Source organism: Cohnella herbarum, from assembly GCF_012849095.1.
Lineage (GTDB): Bacteria > Bacillota > Bacilli > Paenibacillales > Paenibacillaceae > Cohnella > Cohnella herbarum.
In genome coordinates this window covers 1088596-1108355 of sequence record NZ_CP051680.1, presented here as the reverse complement: position 1 = coordinate 1108355, position 19760 = coordinate 1088596, and the positions used below count along the sequence as shown (strand labels likewise).

The following is a 19760-nucleotide window of genomic DNA, read 5'->3' as shown; positions in this document are numbered from 1 at the left end:
CCGAGATTCATGATAATAGATTTAACAACTGAACGCCTTTTTGTTTCCCGTTGATTCCGGCTATCTCCATTCCGATGCATGATGGACACCCCTCCTTGCATGGGCATTTGCGAATCAGATTTTTGGCCGCGTCCCTTACGTCGTCGAATCTCTTGTACACGTCGTCAGCCAGGCCGATACCTCCAGGGTAATGGTCGTAAATAAATATGGTAGGCAGTCCTGACTGGGCTGCTTTAATTTGCGGGGTGACATGAATATCCCCCCGGTCGCACATGACTAACACGGGAACGATATGCTGCAAAACGTTCGCAATTCCTAATAGCAGTTGCTCCAACGTCTTCGTTCCCAACTCCGGGTCTACCTCTTTCAATTCCAACCATGCAGCGCTGGTATGCAGTTCTTCTTCCGGTAAATGGATTTTCCCGGAGCCGATATTTTCGAAAGTCGTTAATTTGATTTTCTTAAAAATCGTTGGGATCATATTAACGGCGACATCGCCGAAATTTACGGCAGCCCGTCCCCTGTCATTCGTCCTGTCGATCTCGAGCACTTTCAAATTGACGGCCAGATTTGCGTCCGTGTAGTATTCTACGTCAACCTCGCGTACGTAGGCCTTCTTGTGCTCCCAGTCCAATTTCTCTACTTGGAACTGGACGCCTTCATGCAAATATATCGCTTCGTCGTGCAACAAGGTCATCGCGCTAAACCGATCCATTTCACCTATGATCTTCACGGCGGCGACATTCGACTGGTCAATGATTACGACGTTTTCCTGGGAAGCCGATCGTAGGCTTATCTCGCTTGCTGGGAACGATTGCGATGCCCAATGGAAGGTATCCCCGTTTCGATGCAAGACCCTCTCTTCTTGTAAATATTCCAGAATGTCCGTAACATCCAGCGGGCCGAATTCCTCGGTCGTCTTAAAAGGCAGCTCATACGCGGCGCAACGCAAATGATCGACTAGAATAATTAAGTTCTCCGGATTAATCCTCGCGTGCTCCGGCGTACGGTCGAAGAAATATTCCGGGTTTTGCACGATATATTGGTCAATCGGCGTCGAACTGGCCACCATAATGATTAAAGCTTCCCCATGCCTGCGCCCAGCGCGACCCGCTTGTTGCCATGTGCTGGCGATGCTACCCGGGTAGCCCGTCATCACGCAAACTTGCAGTTGCCCGATGTCCACGCCCAACTCTAGCGCGTTCGTGCTGACCACGCCCAGAATTTCGCCTTCCCTTAAACCTCGTTCGATTTCCCTGCGTTGCTTCGGCAGGTAGCCGCCTCGATATCCCCGAATGGACTTCGAACCGATTTCATTCTTAACCAGCTCTTGAATATGGCTCAAGATGATCTCTACCCGCACGCGGCTGCGCGCGAACACGATCGTTTGGATTTTATTTTTCAGGAATTCCTTCGCCAGTTTGTTCACTTCGACCGTTGAACTCTTTCGAATGTTCAACGCGGCGTTCACTATGGGCGGATTGTAAAAAACGAAGTGCTTTCGCCCGCGCGGCGCCCCATTATCGTCGATTAGTCGCATCGGGCTGCCGGTAAGCTGTTCGGCCAATTCCTTCGGATTGGCGATCGTAGCCGATGTGCAGATAAAGACAGGATCGCTCCCGTAAAATCGGCAAATGCGCTTCAGCCTGCGGATGACGTTGGCCACGTGACTGCCGAATACGCCACGGTACGTATGCAGTTCGTCAACGACGATAAATTTCAAATTTTCGAACAGGCTAACCCATTTCGTATGATGCGGTAAAATGGCGGAATGCAGCATGTCGGGATTCGTGATGACGATATGTCCGGCAAGCCTTACGATCTGCCTGATCGCCGGCGATGTGTCGCCATCGTATGTATAGCTTTTAATGTCGATGCCCATCTCGTCGATGATTTCGTTTAGTTCGCTTTTCTGGTCTTGCGCCAACGCCTTCGTCGGGAACAGGTACAACGCACGGCTTGTATCCTCTTGCGCGATGGCCTGCAATACCGGGAGATTGTAGCATAACGTTTTACCCGAAGCGGTAGGCGTTACGGCAACGATATTATCCCCTGCGTTAACCGCTTGGAATGCGGAATGTTGATGCGTATATAGTTCACGAATGCCGCGCCTGTGAAAAGCGTCCTTAATACGCGAGTCGACATGGTCGGGAAAAGGCATCGATCGGGCATCTTGAGGCGGGATTTCATGCCAATTTATAATATTCTCGTTTGTTCTTAATTCCTGTATTAAGTCAGGTAACGTTTTTCGATTCAACATTTCAACGGCTCACCTCGTATACGCTCCATTTTAGCGAATATCTGTTCGGATATCCAGTTGAAAATGTAACATCCTTCGCTTCCGCCCTCGATTTCAACGACAAAAAAGAGCCGTTTATCGGCTCTTTCGAATGGAACGGCAAAATCGAATCTTTGGTTCTGTTGCATGTTGCCCTGCGTTTACGCCGCAATCGGTTACGAAGCTTACGAAACGCCGATCAGATCGAAATAATCGACGATCAGCCGGCCGTCGGCTTCCCCCAGCACAATATCGTTGCTGCCCGCATTCAGCCGAAGCGCGATATCCAGCGTTACGAATTCGTCAGGCTCGGTCGACGCCGCCGACAATATCTCGGCTTGCCCGCCATTTGCCAACACGTTGAAAGCAACGCCCTTTCCTGAAGGATTGGACACCGAAAACCTAAGCGCGTAAGTTCCCGATATCGGCACGTTGACGTTCGCGAACGTAGCCGAAGCGTCCGCGCCGTTCATTTCCATAACGCCCCAACCGGATGCCCGGAAATTCACTTTGGACTCTGATCCCCCTCCAGCCTGGGCATTCTCCGCTTCGAACCGGACGACTTCGATCGCCTCGATCTCGACATCCGATTCGCCGGATCGCAACGATATCGCATTAACTCCTTTGTTCAGCATGGCGGTAACATAGGCGTACCCCGTACGTTCGCCCTTTGTGGCGGTCAATTCAACGACCTTCGTCGCGCCCCCGTTTACCTTAATATCGACGGTTTGAACGGCGCCGGAAGCGTTCCGGTAATGAATGAGCAACGGCGCATCGGCATCTATGCCGGACGGAACGTCCTCGAACGTCAGCCACTCCCCCGAACGGTCGGCGTGCTCCGCGAGCATCACCCCAGAGCCTGCCGGCACGCGTATGGCCGTGTCCAGCGACAACGGAGCGCCGAAATGCGGCGTTCCGTCTTCTTGCCACGTCACCTTCTGCGCGCGCGCTTTGCGATTGTTCCACCCGTCGGTCATTCGCGTCGTCGCATGATAGACGATCCAATCCTCCGAACCGTCCGGAGAAGCGACGAACGAGTTATGGCCCGGACCGTATACGCCGGCTTCCTCGTCCATCTTCAACAGCGGCTGCTCGGATTTACGCCAATTGGCAGCCACCAGCGGGTCGGCGCCAGGTTCGAGCGCCAGCATGCCCAAGCTATAATACGGCGTCCAGCTTCCCGCGCCGGAGTATACGATAAATACTCGCCCGTCTTTTTTCAATATCGCTTGCCCTTCGTTAATAGGTCCGCCGGCTTGTTCCCATTCCAGCGTCGGTTCGCCGAGCAGCACGCGCGGGCCGCTAATCGTCAGAGGATCGCTCATCGGCGCGATGTACGTGTTCTGGCTGATGCTCTCGTCGCCTTCCCAGCCGGACCATACGAAATACAGCTTCCCGTCATGCTCCATCGCAAGGCCGTCGATCGCCCATTTGTTCGTCTCGTCGGCAATTTGTCCTTTGAACGTATACGAGCCGAGCGGATCGTCGGTATCCGCTGCGAGCGCATACATCCGGTGATTCGCGTTGTCCCCGTCGTCGGCCGCGAAATAGATGTACCAATTGCCTTGAATAAGTTGAATTTCCGGAGCCCACAAATTCGACGAGTACATCGTTCCCGCAGGGGACTGCCAGACTGCTTTGCGCTGGGCTTGGACGAAATCGATCGTCCTCGATTTCAAAACCATAATGGCTCCGCTTTTCATAACCGTCATATAATAGTATCCGTCTTTGAAGACGACGCTTGGATCCGGCGTGTCGAAGTCGGCAATCGCGCTTTTGACCAGCGTGTTCTTAAAGGTTCCTCCGAATCCGTTATAAGCAACGATAATGTCCTCTGCCTTGTCCTCCATGGAATCGCCCCTTACCCAGTACGCCGCGCCGATACCCAGAAGCAAGCAACACGCAACGATCCATAAGATGAACTTCATCTTGATCGATTTCAACGGACATCCCATCCTTTACTTCCATTTTCAGCGATTATTACTCCTTCAGCGAACCGAGCATAGCCCCTTTGACAAAGTATTTTTGCAAGAAAGGATACACCAACAGGATCGGAAGCATGGCGACGATGATGATGCCCGCGCTCATCATTTCCGGCGTCGTAGCCAAGTTCAAGTTCACGTCCGTGTTGCCCATCATGTTGTTGATATTCTTTTTGACGACCAAATTTTGCAGCAGCACTTGAATCGGCCACAATTCCTTGGAGCGCAAGTAAATCAAAGCTCCGAAATACGAATTCCATTGTCCGACGGCATGAAAAAGGCCGATCGTCGCGATCACCGCGGTCGACAATGGGAGTACGATCCGCCAATAGATGCCGGCTTCGCCGCAGCCGTCGATTTTGGCCGCCTCCACGATTTCTCCGGATACGTTCTGGAAAAAGGTTTTCATGATAATGATATTGAACACGCCCGTCAAACCGGGAATCATGAGCGCCCACAGCGTATCGAGCATGTTAAGCGATTTGACGAGCAAATATTCGGGAATGAGCGGCACCGGGAAAATAAACGTGATAATCAAAAATCCCATCGCCCATTTCCGATACGGCATAAAAGGACGAGAAAGGGCGAAGGCGGTCATCGAAGTCACGATCAGCGTCAGCAACGTGCCGAACGCCGATATGTACACGCTGACGCCCATCGATCTCCAAATTTCTTTCATCGCGAATATTTTCTCGTAGACGACGACCGAAAACCCTTTCGGCCAAAAAGAAACGAGCTTCGCTTGCGCGTAGATCGGATCGCTCAACGATACCGCTAACAGATGGACGATCGGAGCGAGCATCATTAAGCCGACTACGGCAAGAAGCGTACCGTTTACCGATTGAAATACGCTTTCTTTTCTGCGCATGACACCCTCCTAATACAGGCTTTCCCCTGTCGCTTTGCGGCTGAAGGCGTTGAGCGCCACAAGCAAAGTAATGCCGATCACGGCTTTAAACAGCCCGATGGCCGTCGTATAGCTGTACTGTCCGCCTACCAGTCCGATATTATAAATGTAAGTATCGAGCACGTCGCCGACTTCGAAAACGAGCGGATTTAGGAAAATGAGCAATTGTTCAAGGTTCGAATTCATGACGCCGCCAACCCACAACAATAGCAGGACGACCATCGTCGGGAGCAAGCTTGGCAGCGTAATGTACCAAATCTGCTTCCATCTGCCGGCTCCGTCCACGACCGCGGCCTCGTATAAATTCGGATTGACTCCGGACAGCGCGGCCAAATAAATAATCGTTCCCCAACCGACTTCTTTCCAGATGCCCGTACCTACCAGAATCGCGATGAAATGGCTCTTGGAAGTGACGTAATCGATTTTGGGCAAACCCAGCAACCCGGCCCACTCGTTAACCAAACCGTTGATCGACAGTAAATTGATGAACAAAGAACCGACGATAACCCATGACAGAAAATGCGGCAAGTAAACGATCGTCTGGATCGATCGCTTGAACGCCATCGCCCTTATTTCATTTAGCATCAATGCTAAAAGGATGGGAGCGGGAAACCCGAATAGAATGGAAACGAAGCTTAATCGGATCGTGTTCCAAGTGATACGATAGAAATCCTCATGGGTAAACATTCGCGCGAATTGATCCAGACCGACCCACGGACTGCCCCATAATCCTTGAAAGATGTTGAATTCTTTGAACGCGATGATGTTTCCGACCATCGGAACATACTTGAAGATAAGAAAATACAATAACCCCGGCAACGCGAACAACAACACGACTGCCTTATCGTTCCTAGCCGCCACCTTGGACATCGGGATCACCCGTTTCGCTCGATGTGATGAACGGGAAGCGGTCTCCGTTCGGTTCCGCTCCCCGTTCGAATGCTTTAGTTATTTGTTGCGAGACTCGTTATACCACTTCGTCGCGTCTTCGATCGCTTGGTCCCCGCCGCGTTTTTTCCAATTCGCGACGAATTTATCGAATTCGTCGATGCCTTTTTCCCCGGTCATCACTTTCAAGAACATTTCTATGAACAGACTGCCGAACGGGTAAAGTTCCGGTTTTTCCTCGAACGTTTTGAGCGTCGGAATGCCGATCACGTGATCCATGACGAGGGAGTCCGACAGTTCGTAACCGGCTACGATCTTGTCGCCTTCCGGCAACTGCTTCACGACGTCCGGATTGTTCAACCCGATCTCGCGCGTATTCAGCGTCAACTGATACATCTGGAATGTGTCGTTATCCGAGTTTTCTTTGCTTCCGACGTCGTATTTGACTTCGCCGTTCTCTAACGTGTAGTTGTGGCCCTCGATGCCGAATTTGAAAAAGCGGTCGGCCTCCTCGGATGCCCATGTCCAATCGAGGAACTTGATGATCTTTTCCGGATTTTTCACGCTCGACGGAATGACCCAGACGAAATAGATGCCGTCGCCCTTCATTCCGTATCCGGTTTGGCCGCGCGGTCCTTTCGGCGGAGCGATGAACGATACGTCCACTTGGTCGGGCTGGTTGACGAACCATTTCGGACCGTTCGTTTTGCTGTAGGAAGGGTTGTATTGATACGTTTCTCCCGCCCAGCTTCCGACTTTGCCGTTATAAATATCCGCGCGGAAATCGCTCTCTTTTTTGGTGACGAAGTCCGGATTGACATACCCTTTCTCGAACAGCGTGCGGTAGAATTGGACCGCTTCTTTCATTTCGGGGCGGATCATATCCGGGATCAACTGTCCGTCGACTTCGTGCCAGACGCTTGGGTGAACCCCGAAGCTTTGGAAGAAAATCTCGCTGAACCACATGTTCTCGAACATTTCGATGCCATACTCGTCGTTCGGATCGCCGTTGCCGTTCATATCTTCCTTCTTTACCGCTTCATAATAATTGAGCCAGTCGTCCAGCGTTTCAGGAGACTTCATGTTCAGCTTGTTCAGCCAATCTTGGCGGATAAAGGCGATCCTAGTATTGCCTGCCCCCATCAATACCGGAATGCCGTATATTTTACCGTCTTTGCTCACACGCTTGTCTTTCCATATTTCTTCCGGAATGTCGTTCTTGAGGTTAGGTCCGTATTGGTCCAGCAAAGGACCGATTTCGGTGAACGCGCCGTTATCTACGGCACCTTTATGTTCGCCGGCTTCGATGGATGCGGTACGGATCAGATCGGGCAATTCGCCGGAAGCGAACCGCAAGGAAAGCTGCTGGCCGTAATCGGCATGGCCTAAAATTTCGATGTCCAGATCATACCCGGACAGCTCTTCGAGTTTCTTGATATACATGTCGTTTTTAGCGTCCGCTTGTTTCGCGTAAGCCGCCTCGGAATGCGATAATACGATCGATATTTTATTGTCGCCCGACACGCTAGCGCTGTTTTTCGTTTCTTCATTCGATCCCGCGCTTGCGGTTTCCTTGCTACCCGTTGTTCCCTCGGATTCGTTTTTATTGCCGCTCGCGCATCCGGCCAATAGAGCGATTACGACTAACATGATAAATAGTTTCTTCAAGGACTAGACACCCTTTCTCGCATTAAGATGTTCGAACCGTCTCTTTCCCTTATCGACCCCGTTAGTCCTCCTCCCTCTGAAAGCGCCTACATTCACTTCACACAAATCTTAATCTTAATTCGGAAGGCGGATAGGACTTTTTTTGCAGAGCGAAGACATTATTTTCTAAGCCCATACAAAAAAATAGACCTACTCCCGCCCTAAATGAAGCTCATCCCGATCATTTTCGACAAATGGGGCCGTTAAGCTCGTTAAGGATACCCCCGGTTCCCAACGATTAATGGAATTGCGACAATCCGTGTCGGCTCCTGCGCTTTCCCGGGAAACTATTTCGCGTTTCCGGAAATACGAAAAAAACCGCCTTCGAAGCCCACTCCGCTTGGAGAAGGTTCAAAAGACGGTTCATATACTGCCGATGGCATTTATACGTATGGGGCTTCCCACGTTTTCTTGTACCAGCCGATTCGTTCGTTTACGACGTTAAGTTGGTCGTCCAACTTCACTTCCGCTCGATAAGGCCAATCTTTAGCGCGCCAGAATCTAAGATCCGTCCAGATGACCAAATACCCGCCGTCCGGTTCACGCGTCCAACTTACGTATTCTCTTTTCGCGAATCCATGAAGCGTTCTTACCGAGCTGACATGACGAGTAGCCTCGATGCAAACATGCGGAGAGATAAGAGGCAAACGTTTGGTAGGAAGCCAACGTCTCCCTTCGATGAAACCCATTTCGAACCCGTCGTCCGTCTGAACGACGTATTGCCAACGAAACCACCATAATCCCGGAAGAACATGGACGGCACGCCAACGTCGGTATCTTCTTCTCACTCTTCGCAATACGACCCCATGGTGCAGGAATCTCCAAGCGATATAGAAGAGCGTTGTCCCCCATGCAATCGCGCAAGCCCATAACGCATAACGTTGGCCTCCAAAAATTCCGAAGGCAACCGCCGAAACATGGACGACCACCAGAAAAGGATCCGTTAAACACAATATATCCAAATGAAGCCATTCTTTGCGAAAGGGCAGCAGGCATTGTACCCCGTATGCATTCGTCCAATCGAAAAAGACATGCAGGGCGACGGCGGCGAACGCAAACAGGGTCAGAAGCAGCAATTGATCCCCAACGCCCCAAGCCCAAGAGGCTAGCGATCCGATAAGACCTGCCCATATGAACCAAGCAGGGATCGAATGGCTAGTTCCGCGGTGATGCTTAAGATACGAATCCTGGCTTTTGAAGCGTACGACGGAATCCAAATCGGGCGCGTGCGATCCGACGAGCGTAACGGTTAGAACGGCTGCCGCTAGATGCGGATCGGATGCGACCTCAGGACTCATAAACCCCAATCCCGCCAACGTAGCTCCGAATAACAAATGTGAACCGGTGTCCATCCCGATCCTCCTCCCTTCATTCCCGCTAGCATAAGCGTAACGGATAACTGTTAGGGAGAGATCAACACTGCGTTCGCATTTCATTATTTCGTGCATTCGCATTTCACCGGAAATTTCTTTCAACTTAATACGACGATCTTATACTTTCTCAACGTTAAAATATTGCGCTTCCGGATGGGCGAATACCATCGCGGACACGGATGCTTCCGGCTCCATCATGAAGCCTTCGGTCAAATGAACGCCGATATCTTCCGGCTTCAACAGCTCGAAGAGCGGGCCTTGATCCTCGAGATCCGGGCATGCCGGATAGCCGAACGATACGCGGATGCCTTGATAGCGGGCTCCGAAACGTTTCTTCATCGTCATATCGGCCGGGTCCGGGAATCCCCAATTATCCCTCATAATCTGATGCACCCGTTCCGCGAGTCCTTCGGCGACTTCGAGAGCCGTGGCAAGCAACGCATGGGAACGCAAGTAATCTCCGCTTTCCTTCCACTTCTCTCCCTGCTCTCTCGCGCCTTGACCGGCCGTGACCACGAGGAAGCCGACGCTGTCCATGATCCCGCTCTCTACGGACTTCAGGAAGTCCGACAGGCATAGAAACGGCTCGACCTGTTGGCGCGGGAACGAGAATCGCTTCAGCACGCGGGAACGGTCTTGCGGATCGTAGATCAAAATATCGTTTCCTTCGGACTGCGCCGGGAAAAAACGGTACATCGCTTGAGGATTTAACCAGCCCTCCGTCTGCGACTGTCTCATGATGTCGTCTACGGTTGCCTTCAGATTGACGGTCCGCTCGTCGCCCGCGGCAAGCTGCTCTTCGACGTTGCCCTTTAACCCGAGATGATGTCCGAGCAACATTTGCATATTCACGTAAGGCATAACGTGAGCCAACGGGTAGTCGCGCAACACGTGGCGGTCGAAATCCGGCGGAGTAAAGATCGGAGCATCAGGCGAGATGTTGGAACGTCTCGCTCTCGTCAGCTCCGGAAGCACCTTCGCCGGCTGATCGGCTTCTTCCGCCAGCTTCGCTTGCGCCGCCCAGTGCTCTTCGATTATTCGAGCCCGATGACCGGGATCGCTAAGCTTATTCGCGATGTCCAAGCCATCCATCGCGTCTTTCGCGTATAGCACGACGCCGTCATATTCCGGCGCGATGCGGTTCTTCGTGAATTTGCGCGTTAACGCCGCTCCGCCGACGAGGATCGGAGCATCGATTCCCGCGCTGCGCAAATCCTGAGCCGTGATGACCATCTGTTGCGCCGATTTCACGAGCAAGCCGGACAATCCGATGGCGTCCGGATTTTCCCTGCGGGCAGCTTCGATGATTTGGTCCGGCGGAACCTTGATGCCGAGGTTTATGATTTTATAGCCGTTGTTGGACAAGATGATCTCGACGAGGTTTTTCCCGATATCGTGCACGTCGCCTTTAACCGTTGCGAGCATGATTTTCCCTTTGACCGCCGACTCGTTTTTCTCCATATGCGGTTCTAACTGGGCAACCGACGCTTTCATGACTTCCGCGCTTTGCAGCACTTCCGCTACGATAAGCTCGTTGTTATTGAACAAGCGGCCGACTTCTTCCATCCCGGCCATCAGAGGTCCGTTGATGATCTCGAGCGGCGCGTATTTGCCCAGTGCTTCGTCTAGATCGGCAACCAATCCGTCTTTGGAGCCTTCGACGACGTAACCGGATAGGCGCTCCTCGAGCGTAAGATTGTTTACTTTCTCCTTCTTCTGGGCTTTCTTATCCCGGAATGCGGCAACGAACGCCGCCAGCGTCTCGTCGTTCGTATCGTAGATCAATCGCTCGGCAAGATTTCGCTCTTCTTCCGGAATCGAAGCGTAACGTTCCAGTTTCTCCGTATTCACGATGGCATAATCCAAGCCCGCTTTCGTGCAATGATACAGATACACGGAGTTCAGAACTTCCCTGCCCGCATCCGGCAACCCGAACGAGATGTTGCTGAGCCCTAGAATCGTTTTCGCTTTCGGATATTTTTCCTTGATCATCCGGATGCCTTCGATTGTCTCTACCGCGGAACCGATATACTGCGGATCCCCGGAACCGACCGGGAACATATTCGGATCGAAAATAATATCCTCTGGGTTCATCCCGTATTTGTTAACCAATAGTTCATAGGATCGAGTCGCGACTTCCATTTTCGCTTCCCTGGATACCGCTTGCCCCCGCTCGTCGATCAGAATACAAACGACGGCCGCTCCATATTGATGAATTAAGGGAAGAATCTTCTCGAATTTCGATTCTCCGTCCTCAAGATTAATGGAGTTAATAATCGCTTTTCCTTGAGAGTATTTCAACCCTAACTCGATGATATGGTCATAGGTCGAATCCAGCATAAGCGGAACTTTGATTTTCTTCGTAACCATCGGCAAGAACTCGTTAACCGCATAAGCCTCGTCGATATCGGTATCCTGCAAGTTGATATCGATGACGTGGGCTCCGCCTTTCACTTGAGCGCGGGCGATATCGGAAGCTTCGTCGAATTTGCCTTCCTGAATCAGCCGTTTGAACTTGCGCGAACCCGAAATATTCGTTCTTTCCCCGATCATGATCGGACGATTATCTTCTTCAATGTAGACAGTCTCGATACCGGATACCGCGGCCGGATGCTCGCCTGCGATTTTCCTCGGGGCTATGTCTTTCATCGCTTCGGCCATAGCCGCGATATGGGCAGGCGTCGTTCCGCAACAGCCTCCCGCGATATTGATCCAGCCTTGCTCCGCGAAACCCTTTAGCTTCTTCGCTAACGATTCCGGAGATTCGTGATAGTGTCCGTTCTCGTCCGGCAATCCGGCATTCGGATAACAGCTAACGGCTGCATTCGCCAAGCCCGACAACGTCCGGATATGATCGCGCATGAATTCGGGTCCCGTAGCGCAGTTAAGTCCCATCGAGATCGGTTTCAAATGTTCTAGCGAAATATAGAACGATTCGATGTTCTGACCGGCCAGCGTCGTACCCATCGGTTCGATCGTGCCGCTGATCATGATCGGAAGCTCATATCCCATCGTCCGGAAAGCTTGCCGAGTTCCGATGCTAGCCGCTTTAACGTTCAGAGTATCTTGGCAAGTTTCGATCAAGATGCAATCGACGTTGCCTTCCATAAGAGCCAGTACTTGCTCCTCATAATCTTGGATTAGTTGGTCGAACGTCACGCCGCCCGTAACGGAAAGCGTCTTCGTCGTTGGACCTAGCGCTCCAGCTACGAAACGGGGTTTTTGCGGAGTCGAATATTTATCGCAAGCCTCTCTAGCCAATCTAGCCGCGGCTAGATTAATCTCTCTGGCCTTCTCGGGGATATCGTACTCCGAGAGTACGACTGCCGTCGCTCCGAAAGTATTCGTCTCGATAATATCCGAGCCTGCTTCCAAATAAGCTTCATGGATTCGGGAGATCACGTCCGGGCGCGTCAGTACCAGGATTTCGTTACAACCGTCCAGATCGTCGCTGCCGAAATCGTCCGCGCTTAAATCCGCTTGTTGGATCATCGTGCCCATCGCGCCGTCCAAGATGAGAATTCTCGAATTCAAAGCCTCTTGCAGAGACGGTTTATTTTGCGTTAAAGTCATAATTGAGTCTCTTCCCCTGTCTGTCAAATCATTAAACTCTATAGTACCAGAATCATCACGGGACGAAAAGATGTATAGTCGACAGCTATCCGGAATTGGACTATAATAAAGGCACAAATTCTTATTGGGAAAAGAGGAATTAACGATGGCACAAATTCGTATTCGCAATACTAACGAACGTATCGAAGGTGAAGACCAAGTGCTTGAGTTCCTGACAAAACAAAACGTTTTGTATGAGCACTGGGATATTTCCAAGCTCCCCGAACAACTTCATAATAAGTTTACGTTAACGGACGAAGATAAGAGCGCGATTCTTGCCGCTTACGACGAAGAGATTCGTGAAATTGCCGGAAGGCGCGGCTACAAGGTTTGGGATATCGTTGCCCTTTCGGAGGCGACGCCGAACCTGCCGGAAATTCTGAAAAAATTCGAGCAAGTCCACACCCATACCGAGGACGAAGTACGCGCCATTACCGCCGGTCGCGGAATCTTCATTATTAAAGGCGATGAACAAACGGGTTACTTCGACGTCGAGTTAACGGTCGGGGACGTCATCTCCGTACCGGAAGGCCAACCACACTTCTTCACGTTGATGGATAATAAAGCGATTGTCGCGGTTCGCCTCTTCATCGAGCCGGCAGGCTGGGTAGCGGATCCGTTCGAAGACCCATCATTCGTTAAGTAATAATCATACGCTCCTATCAGATATGGAAAAGCGCCCCGTTGGGACGCTTTTTTCTTTACGCTTGCCTATTTAACGTATTCAACAGCTCATGAAGCTCGGTAAGACTCTTAATCTCATACGTCGGAATGATTTCGTCATTACGTACGGCGTCATGGCGATTAATCCAAACGGACGTCATGCCAATACGGTTAGCGCCTAGAATATCGGTCGTCAACTTGTCTCCAACCATAATGCCTTCGTCTGCCTGGATGCCGATTTGCTCCATCGCGTGCGCGAAAAGCTTGGAAGATGGCTTGCCTTCGCCGAAATTTCCGGAAATCACGATGGAATCGAAGTAAGGAATAAGATCGGGCATGCCGTCCAACTTTTCCTGTTGAAGGTCCGGTGATCCGTTCGTCAGAAGCAGCAATTTATATTTGCCTTTAAGTTCGTCTAACACGGAGAACGTTTCTTCGTATACGTATTTCAGTTGGCGTCTTTGCGAGAAAAAGTTTGCCGCCAACCGGCTGCCAAGCTCGGGATGGTCAACGCCGAGCGCCGCCAGCCCTCTCGTCCAAGCCTGAACGCGGTATTCCGGAGCCAATTGCTCCAGCTTGCGGAACATCGGATGCTCGCCTCGCTCGAATTTCCCCCATAGCGCCTCGAAAGGGTTAATCCCGATCATTTGCGTAAAACCGTAAGTTTCATACGTTTCGTAGATCGCTCTTGCTTCACGGCGAACGGATGCTTCAAGCTCGTCTTCATTAACGCCTGCCTCTTCCGCGGCCAACCGGCAAGTATGCTTAAAAGCTTCGCTAACGCTACGGTCATCCCATAGCAATGTATCGTCTAAATCGAACATAACCGCCTTAACCGACATTGAGCTTTCTCCTCACTTTGCTTTTACTTCCCAATCAATATGATGAAGATCCGTGAACGTCTTTAATCTATCGGCCATTTTATCGATCGGATAACGGTTCATTAACCGGGAAAACACCCAATTCGCGCCTTTAACGGATTCCACGATGACATAACCCGGCTGAATCGTGATTTTGCGGATTTCCGTAGGACGCAAGGTTTTGTAGCCGGTAAATTTACGGGTCTCCAGCGTATCGCGCGATACTGCCAAATACGGACGGCGAAAATAATAGAAAATACCAAGAACGATGTAACAGCTGACCGTCACCCAGAACAGCGTCGGATCTTGCATGAAATTATCCGACCAAGGCTGCGCCAGCGTAATATAAACGATAATCAGCATCAACAACAAGATCGGAACGATATAGTTCCGTCCTTGAAATCTGTCGATTTGAGGAGTTTTGGCGCCGATCCCCTTCTTGCCTTCTTTTCTGCGACGCTTGTTGATGACTTTAGAATTTTTCTCTACCATCCGTTCCCATGAGCGGGACATAAACTTCCTCCTTATTAATGCTTAATTGTAGGTTCGCTCGACTCGTCAACGATTTCGATGCGATCAAGCTCTTGACGGAAATTTTGCTTAAATATTGAAATATATTGCCGACGGAGTTGATCGCGTTCTGCAAGCTCGCTCTCATTTAAGCCCTCGGTTTTATTTTTACGTGAGAGTTCGTTAATTCTGTTAATAATTTTGTCCATTTCCATAGTCCTTACACACCCCTTTCATCACCTACTCTACTTTGCCACTTTCGCCGATAGATTGTCAAGAAGAGCAGAACGACAAAAAAAGACCGAAAATGCCCGGTCTGGAAGTGATGTAAAATAAAGGCTAAAGCCTAAGGTAGAATATCCGCTGGAATAATCAGTGCTTGACCGACCTTCACTTCCGAGGAAGTCAATCGATTCCTCTGAGTGATATCATGTACGGCTTGACGGGTATCTAAGGAATCCTTCATATGAAGCTTCGCAATATGCCAAAGCGTGTCCCCGCTGTCCACGGAGACAACAATCTCCTCCGCTGTTGCAGGCTTAACTTCATTAGAGGAAGCGGATGTATGGATAAGCGTAAAGCCGCTAAAAAGAATCAGAAAAGCGAGTAAGAAAAACAATGACCTCGCGAACTTCCAGCTACGAATAGAAGCAGCACGCGATCTAACAGAACGCCCCGACGAATAAGGAGCAGGTTTATGTATTGCCGAAACCGATGATGATCCGACTGCAACCCATGAATGCACCATAATCTTCACCCCAAACATTTGTTCTGGTGTTATCGTAACACGAACGTATGTTCATGTCAAACAATTTTTGGAACATTTGTTCTGAGGAACGAATGTTTGTGCGAACTCGGGTTCTGTGTTATAATTTGTCATCATGATCTAATACATAGGGAGGGCTCGGCGTGTCCAAGATGTCCAATCGCCAGAATTCCATACTCGAATTCATCAAGAATGAAGTCAGGGAGAAAGGGTATCCCCCTTCCGTTCGCGAGATCGGAGAAGCCGTAGGGCTCGCTTCCAGTTCCACCGTCCACGGTCATTTGGATCGCTTGGAGAAGAAAGGCTTGATTAGGCGCGACCCCACTAAACCTCGGGCAATCGAGATTCTCGGGGACGAGGACGACTCGGTGTACGGAATTTCTTCGTCCGTTCGCCAGATTCCCCTCCTTGGTAAAGTAACGGCGGGCGTTCCGATCACGGCCACGGAGAACATCGAAGAATATTATCCGTTGCCCGTGACCATGGTCGGCGATCAGCCCGTATTCATGCTCTCCGTAATGGGAGACAGTATGATCGAAGCCGGTATCCATAACGGCGATTACGTTATCGTGCGTCAACAACCGACGGCGATGAACGGAGATATCGTCGTGGCGATGACGGACGAGAACGAGGCTACGGTCAAGACCTTCTACAAAGAACGGGATCATATCCGTCTCCAACCGGAGAATTCCAGCATGCAGCCGTTACGTCTAACGAACGTCAGCATCCTGGGCAAGGTAATCGGATTAATTCGCTCCTTCATGTAAACGTAAGATTAATAAGGGCACAACGAACAAGAGCTGCAGGGTTGGCCGGAATTCCGACCTCCATGCAACTCTTGTTTTATTACTATCGCGCGCCTACTTTGCCGGTTCTTCATCAGCGTTCTCCAGCGCGGGAAGTTGAATAACGTAACTATCCGACATATGAAGAAGATCTAACGCCGTGTTATACTCTTTCTCCGACAGTTTGCCTCCCGTTCCCGAATTCGGATTTAACGAATAGGTCGTTCCGTCGTCGTAAGCGATTCCCGGGATGAAAAGGACTTCCCCGTTTATTACCGAGCCCGATGGCAGATAATAACGTTCAGGCAATAAGTTAACCCTGTTATTCAGTAAATCTTGACCGAAATGGATTTGATTCTCCAAGGAAACCCCTAACAAATTCGCGATGGTCGGAAGAACGTCCACCTGTCCGCCCGTTTGCGTAAATTCGACAGGCTGAGTTTTGCCGGGCGCCGCGATCACTAACGGGATATTAATCATATCCGTATAGCCGTATGGGTGTCCGTATATTTCTTCCATCAGTTCCTTATCGTCATCATCCAACGAATACATCGGCAATCCAAGATGATCTCCATATACGACGATCAAGCTGTTGTCCCATATTCCCGATGCTTTCAGTTCATCAATGAATTGACCCAGAGCATAGTCCGCATAGCTTTGCGAACGGATGTAATCGCCTACGAACGTTCCTTCATATCGCTCCGGGAGTTCGATTCGATCTTTTTCCTCCGGCGTCGTAAACGGGTGATGCGCCGTCATCGAAATCACGTGAGCGTAGAACGGATTGCCCGACTGAGACATTTTGTCCAGCTCGGCCGCCGTTTTCTCGTATAACACCTCGTCCGATGACCCGAAGAACACGGAGTCTTCCGTACCGAAGAAACTTTTGTCGTAATACCTGTCAAAGCCTAACGCTTTGTACAACTCTCCCCGATTCCAGAACTCGACCACGTTCGTATGGAAAGTCGCGGTGTCGTATCCTTGGTCTTTCAATAACTTCGGAAGACTCGGCAATTGTCTGTCTACGTACTTCATCGTAGCCGCTCCGCTCGGGGGAATGTAAGTCGACGTATTGACGACATACTCCGCATCCGAGGTGTTTCCTTGACCGACTTGCTGATAAAATTTCGAGAAGTACATGTTTTCTTTAGCCAGTCGATTGAGAACCGGCGTAACTTCCTGCCCGTCCAACTTTAACCCGACCAGAAAGTTCTGGAACGACTCCAACTGAATGACGATGACGTTACGTCCATTCGCCAACCCTTCGTACGCTTTAACCCCATTCGCTCCCTCAACGGAAGTGACCCCTTTTAACCGATTGATCGATAGTTGGTTGATCTCTTCTTGTTCCAGCGGTTCCGGTTCTTTGTCGCCGATGAGCGTATAAGCCTCGTAATTCAGTATGCCCATGACTTCGGCTTTCTTGATTTCGTTCATGCTTGCCCGGTTAGGGACAACGTTAAACAAACATACGGCGAGAGAAATCACGAACAACGCCAAATATACTTTGCGGTTGCTCCGTACGGCCGTGCTGCTTTTCCATACTTTAGCCGCCTTGCGACGAAACAATACATACGCCAGTACGAGCACGTCGGTAAAAATAAGCAAATATTGCGGGTCCAACAGCGAAATCACGCTATTGCTAACCGCAGTAACTTGATTCACTTGTTCCAATGCATGATAAGTGGCTATAACGCCATAATATTTGTAATACATGATGACCGAGAAAAATAATAGTGTCAGCAGTAGATTAACTAAAACATAGATTGCTAGCTTTCTTTTGGTCGCGAACCATTCGATCATACAAAAGACAAGCCACATAAACGGGAGTTCCGTTGCTATCGTAGCCCAAGACGGACCGCTCTCGAACACGACCATCCAAGCGAGTTGACTCTTAATCAGTAAAATGATCGAGAACAGAACAAAAGGTTTTCGGTATAACTGCGTTAAATCCATAGTACCTCCCCCTTTCCTCAATCACTTATTATGTAATCCATTTTTCGATTAGTCAAACATGAACAACCGAAAAAAACGGCACTGTATACGCCGTTTAAGCGAATACAATGCCGTTTATCTGTAACTCTCAGCTTAATACATCGTCAAGTACTGATCGCGTTCCCACTGGTGGACTTGCGTACGGTACATATCCCACTCGATTTCTTTCAGCTCGTAGAAATGGCTTAGAGCGTGATCGCCTAACGCTTCGCAAATGATGTCATCGCGCAGCAGTTCGGCCAACGCTTCCTTCAGGTTGATCGGAAGACTAGGAATACCGGCGTCCTGACGCTCTTCTTCGCTCATCACGTAGATGTTGCGGTCTACCGGAGCAGGAATCGACATCTTGTTGTTAATTCCGTCCAAACCGGCTTTCAGCATGACCGCTAGCGCCAAGTAAGGGTTAGCGGCCGGATCCGGGTTACGAACTTCGATGCGCGTGCTAAGACCGCGGGAAGCCGGAATCCGAATCATGGGACTGCGGTTGCTGGCGGACCATGCGACGTAACATGGAGCTTCATAGCCGGGAACAAGACGCTTATACGAATTGACGGTCGGATTCGTGATCGCCGCGATACCGCGGGCGTGACGAAGCACCCCTGCCATGTATTGACGGGCAATGCTGCTTAATCCGAGTTTGTCGTTCGCATCGAAGAACGCGTTCTCGTCGCCGCGGAACAACGATTGGTGGCAGTGCATGCCGGAACCGTTCATGCCGAACAACGGCTTAGGCATGAATGTCGCGTGCAAACCATGCTGGCGCGCGATCGTCTTCACGACGAGTTTGAACGTTTGAATTTGATCCGCCGCTTTAATGGCTGGGGCGTATTTAAAGTCGATTTCATGTTGACCCGGAGCGACCTCGTGGTGGGAAGCCTCGATTTCGAAGCCCATTTCCTCGAGCATCAGAACGATATCGCGACGGCAGTTCTCGCCTAAATCCGTCGGCGCTAGATCGAAGTATCCGCCTTGGTCGTTAAGTTCCATCGTCGGGTTGCCTTTGTCATCGGTTTGGAATAGGAAAAATTCCGGCTCGGGACCGACGTTCATCGTCGAGAATCCCATATCTTCGGCTTCTTGAAGCGCGCGCTTCAGAATACCGCGCGGATCGCCCGCGAACGGCGTGCCGTCCGGCATGTAGATATCGCAGATCAGACGGGCGACTTTGTTCTCGGTTACCCAAGGGAACACGACCCATGTGCTAAGATCCGGATACAAATACATATCGGACTCTTCGATGCGAACGTAACCTTCGATCGAAGAACCGTCGAACATCATTTTGTTATCGAGCGCCTTCTCCAACTGGCTGAAGGGTATTTCCAAGTTTTTGATCGAACCGAGCAAGTCGGTAAATTGCAAACGAATGAAACGAACGTTCTGTTCTTTGGCAATCCGGGTAATGTCCTCGCGTGTATAGTTCATGACAACCTCCTA

Annotated in this window: 15 protein-coding genes; 2 read left to right on the top strand and 13 right to left on the bottom strand. The window is 50.5% G+C overall.

Translation table 11 applies throughout. From position 1 onward, the window contains the following. Window positions 1-7: 7 nt before the first annotated feature. The 7 genes from HH215_RS04640 to metH all read right to left on the bottom strand — a co-directional run bounded on the left by HH215_RS04640 (window position 8) and on the right by metH (window position 12708). Window positions 8-2260 (bottom strand): DEAD/DEAH box helicase, encoded by a 2253-nt coding sequence (locus HH215_RS04640; RefSeq protein WP_375140486.1) that lies wholly within the window; start codon window positions 2258-2260, stop codon window positions 8-10. 203 nt (window positions 2261-2463) lie between these two features. After that, a complete protein-coding gene (locus HH215_RS04635; protein WP_169278846.1) occupies window positions 2464-4221 on the bottom strand; it encodes a family 43 glycosylhydrolase in 1758 nt (585 codons plus the stop codon). A gap of 37 nt (window positions 4222-4258) precedes the next feature. Continuing rightward, window positions 4259-5128 (bottom strand): carbohydrate ABC transporter permease, encoded by an 870-nt coding sequence (locus tag HH215_RS04630; RefSeq protein WP_169278845.1) that lies wholly within the window; start codon window positions 5126-5128, stop codon window positions 4259-4261. A gap of 9 nt (window positions 5129-5137) precedes the next feature. Further along, window positions 5138-6037, bottom strand: coding sequence for an ABC transporter permease (locus tag HH215_RS04625; RefSeq protein WP_169278844.1), 900 nt, complete (start codon window positions 6035-6037; stop codon window positions 5138-5140). Between the two features lie 78 nt (window positions 6038-6115). Beyond that, window positions 6116-7723: an extracellular solute-binding protein gene (locus tag HH215_RS04620; protein ID WP_169278843.1), complete on the bottom strand. Its 1608-nt coding sequence runs from the start codon at window positions 7721-7723 to the stop codon at window positions 6116-6118. A 422-nt stretch (window positions 7724-8145) separates the two neighbouring features. Next, window positions 8146-9114, bottom strand: a complete 969-nt coding sequence (locus tag HH215_RS04615; RefSeq protein WP_169278842.1) for a metal-dependent hydrolase — start codon at window positions 9112-9114, stop codon at window positions 8146-8148. Between the two features lie 138 nt (window positions 9115-9252). Beyond that, on the bottom strand, window positions 9253-12708 hold the full coding sequence (metH, locus tag HH215_RS04610; protein WP_169278841.1) for a methionine synthase: 3456 nt from the start codon (window positions 12706-12708) through the stop codon (window positions 9253-9255). A gap of 145 nt (window positions 12709-12853) precedes the next feature. Between metH and mtnD the strand changes: the two genes are divergently transcribed. Further along, window positions 12854-13393, top strand: coding sequence for an acireductone dioxygenase (gene mtnD / locus HH215_RS04605; protein ID WP_169278840.1), 540 nt, complete (start codon window positions 12854-12856; stop codon window positions 13391-13393). Between the two features lie 55 nt (window positions 13394-13448). Here the strand turns inward: mtnD and HH215_RS04600 are convergent, their stop codons facing one another. The 4 genes from HH215_RS04600 to HH215_RS04585 form a co-directional block, all read right to left on the bottom strand. After that, entirely contained in the window at window positions 13449-14252 is an 804-nt protein-coding gene (locus tag HH215_RS04600; RefSeq protein ID WP_169278839.1) for an HAD family hydrolase, read from the bottom strand. 12 nt (window positions 14253-14264) lie between these two features. After that, window positions 14265-14783 carry a hypothetical protein gene (locus tag HH215_RS04595; RefSeq protein ID WP_169278838.1) on the bottom strand — a complete coding sequence of 173 codons (519 nt, stop codon included), beginning with the start codon at window positions 14781-14783 and terminating at the stop codon, window positions 14265-14267. A 14-nt stretch (window positions 14784-14797) separates the two neighbouring features. After that, window positions 14798-14995, bottom strand: a complete 198-nt coding sequence (locus HH215_RS04590) for a DUF896 domain-containing protein (protein ID WP_169278837.1) — start codon at window positions 14993-14995, stop codon at window positions 14798-14800. A gap of 131 nt (window positions 14996-15126) precedes the next feature. Further along, entirely contained in the window at window positions 15127-15288 is a 162-nt protein-coding gene (locus HH215_RS04585; protein WP_169278836.1) for a LysM peptidoglycan-binding domain-containing protein, read from the bottom strand. 401 nt (window positions 15289-15689) lie between these two features. Here HH215_RS04585 and lexA point away from each other — a divergent pair, with 401 nt between their 5' ends. Beyond that, window positions 15690-16313, top strand: a complete 624-nt coding sequence (gene lexA / locus HH215_RS04580; RefSeq protein ID WP_169278835.1) for a transcriptional repressor LexA — start codon at window positions 15690-15692, stop codon at window positions 16311-16313. A gap of 93 nt (window positions 16314-16406) precedes the next feature. Here lexA and HH215_RS04575 read toward each other — a convergent pair whose 3' ends face one another. Beyond that, window positions 16407-18287 (bottom strand): LTA synthase family protein, encoded by a 1881-nt coding sequence (locus tag HH215_RS04575; RefSeq protein WP_169278834.1) that lies wholly within the window; start codon window positions 18285-18287, stop codon window positions 16407-16409. Window positions 18288-18419: 132 nt separating this feature from the next. Next, window positions 18420-19748, bottom strand: a complete 1329-nt coding sequence (gene glnA, locus HH215_RS04570; protein ID WP_169278833.1) for a type I glutamate--ammonia ligase — start codon at window positions 19746-19748, stop codon at window positions 18420-18422. Window positions 19749-19760: the final 12 nt, after the last annotated feature.

What these genes read in the sequence shown, in the direction of transcription:
- HH215_RS04595 (WP_169278838.1), bottom strand. Translation starts at nt 14,783, where the DNA reads ATGTCCCGCTCATGGGAACGGATGGTAGAGAAAAATTCTAAAGTCATC.
- HH215_RS04640 (WP_375140486.1), bottom strand. Translation starts at nt 2,260, where the DNA reads ATGTTGAATCGAAAAACGTTACCTGACTTAATACAGGAATTAAGAACA.
- HH215_RS04600 (WP_169278839.1), bottom strand. Translation starts at nt 14,252, where the DNA reads ATGTCGGTTAAGGCGGTTATGTTCGATTTAGACGATACATTGCTATGG.
- metH (WP_169278841.1), bottom strand. Translation starts at nt 12,708, where the DNA reads ATGACTTTAACGCAAAATAAACCGTCTCTGCAAGAGGCTTTGAATTCG.
- glnA (WP_169278833.1), bottom strand. Translation starts at nt 19,748, where the DNA reads ATGAACTATACACGCGAGGACATTACCCGGATTGCCAAAGAACAGAAC.
- HH215_RS04575 (WP_169278834.1), bottom strand. Translation starts at nt 18,287, where the DNA reads ATGGATTTAACGCAGTTATACCGAAAACCTTTTGTTCTGTTCTCGATC.
- HH215_RS04630 (WP_169278845.1), bottom strand. Translation starts at nt 5,128, where the DNA reads ATGCGCAGAAAAGAAAGCGTATTTCAATCGGTAAACGGTACGCTTCTT.
- HH215_RS04625 (WP_169278844.1), bottom strand. Translation starts at nt 6,037, where the DNA reads ATGTCCAAGGTGGCGGCTAGGAACGATAAGGCAGTCGTGTTGTTGTTC.
- HH215_RS04615 (WP_169278842.1), bottom strand. Translation starts at nt 9,114, where the DNA reads ATGGACACCGGTTCACATTTGTTATTCGGAGCTACGTTGGCGGGATTG.
- HH215_RS04590 (WP_169278837.1), bottom strand. Translation starts at nt 14,995, where the DNA reads ATGGAAATGGACAAAATTATTAACAGAATTAACGAACTCTCACGTAAA.
- mtnD (WP_169278840.1), top strand. Translation starts at nt 12,854, where the DNA reads ATGGCACAAATTCGTATTCGCAATACTAACGAACGTATCGAAGGTGAA.